Annotated in this window: 1 protein-coding gene; it reads right to left on the reverse strand. The window is 65.6% G+C overall.

Annotated elements, in window-relative coordinates; all coding sequences use genetic code 11:
- Positions 1-75: 75 nt before the first annotated feature.
- The gene (locus tag C5F48_RS23695; protein WP_107666116.1) at positions 76-966 is read right to left on the reverse strand and encodes an ArdC family protein; all 891 of its coding nucleotides are present in this window, start codon (positions 964-966) and stop codon (positions 76-78) included.
- Positions 967-1486: the final 520 nt, after the last annotated feature.

Here is a 1486-nt window from a genome sequence, read left to right on the forward strand (position 1 = left end):
GCCGCGCCCCCGCCCTGCAAAAAGGCGCAATCCCGGCCTGAGCCGGGATTTCCGCATCCCCGGGTGGTGGGGGGCCTAAGCGGCCTCCCTCCGTGCTTCGGTGGATGCGGCGGCAATGATGAAGTCCGCCGCCTTCTGCGCCTCGGTCGCGGCTTTGAAGATCAGCTTTTTGTCGCCCTTGATCGCGTCGAGCCAGTGCTTGACGTAGGCGGCGCTCTGCTCGAAGTCGGGTTCAACCCCCAGCTGGGCCGAGACCATGCAGGAACCGATTTCGGCCACAAGCTCCTCGAATCCATAAACGTTTTTGGTACGGCTGTTGCTGAAGCGGTCGAGCCGGTGCTTTGCGCCGGTCCAGTGCGTCACTTCATGGGCCAGGACGCCATAGAAGCGGGACGCGCTTTCAAAGGTGGCGACCAGCGGCATGTTGATGTGATCGGTGGCGGGCGCGTAGTAGGCGCGCGGATCGTCGGCGCTCTGCTGGATCTTCGCGCCGGTGGCCGCGAAAAACGCATCCAGTTCCGGGTCGGCGACGGTGCCGAGATCGCGCGGGGCTTCTGCGGGCTTGCCGTAGAAGTCGACCGGCAGTCCCTCGATCTGGTTGGCGTTGAACACGCGATAGGCGCGGGCGTAGCTGATGCGGCTTTCCTCGCCTTGCTCGTTCTCCTTCTCCACCGTGCCGTATTTGACGACGGTTGCGGATTTTTCGCCCTTGCGGACATGGGCGCCCATGTCGAGCGCCTGCTTGAAGGTGAACCAATGGGCGGAGGTGTAACCCATTTCCGCAGCGCGCAGCCAAAGCAGGATGACGTTGATCCCGCGGTAGGCTTCGCCGGTCGAGCGAAGCGGTAGCGGCGCACCGCCCTTGTCGCCAGTCCACGGCTTGCGCCACGGCGGGCAACCGGCCTCGATGGCCGCTATGATGGATTTGGTGACTTCCGCCTGAACGTCGAACTTTTCAGCAGCCATTTGTGGCCTCCATTGTGGTGGGGGCGGCGTGGGTGACTTCTTCCCCGCTTCCGCCGATGGGCTGCGCCTCGGCAATCTGGTCTGCCGGATACGCATGTATTCGGCGGAACAGAGTGGAGAGGGCGAAGCCCGACCCACGGCCCTGAGCGGGACTGTCAATGGTCGGAGCCGGGGGGTGGTGCGGCCCGCAGGCGCAGCCGAGGACACGGCCTCCGGCTCCGACGACGCGCATCGCGCGGCGCTTGCCGATTGACCGGCCCGATCAGGGATGTTGGGCGGATCTGACAAACAGGACAAACCGCAGGGCGGGGGTGAGCGCGGGCCCAAGCCCGCGTCGATCCCCTGACCTGGCTGCTGACCTGCTCGATCCCGACACATGTCGGGATCTCCATCGGATATTCTGCGCCAGTGATCGTCACCCGCAGGGCGGAGACGGGGCGTCGGACCCGACCATGCCCGGCTGCGTCATGGCTGGCTCTCCGAGACAGTCAGGACGCCCGCCGCGCAGGGAAGGGCTGAT

It is taken from the genome of Cereibacter changlensis JA139 (genome assembly GCF_003034985.1).
GTDB classification, from domain to species: domain Bacteria; phylum Pseudomonadota; class Alphaproteobacteria; order Rhodobacterales; family Rhodobacteraceae; genus Cereibacter; species Cereibacter changlensis.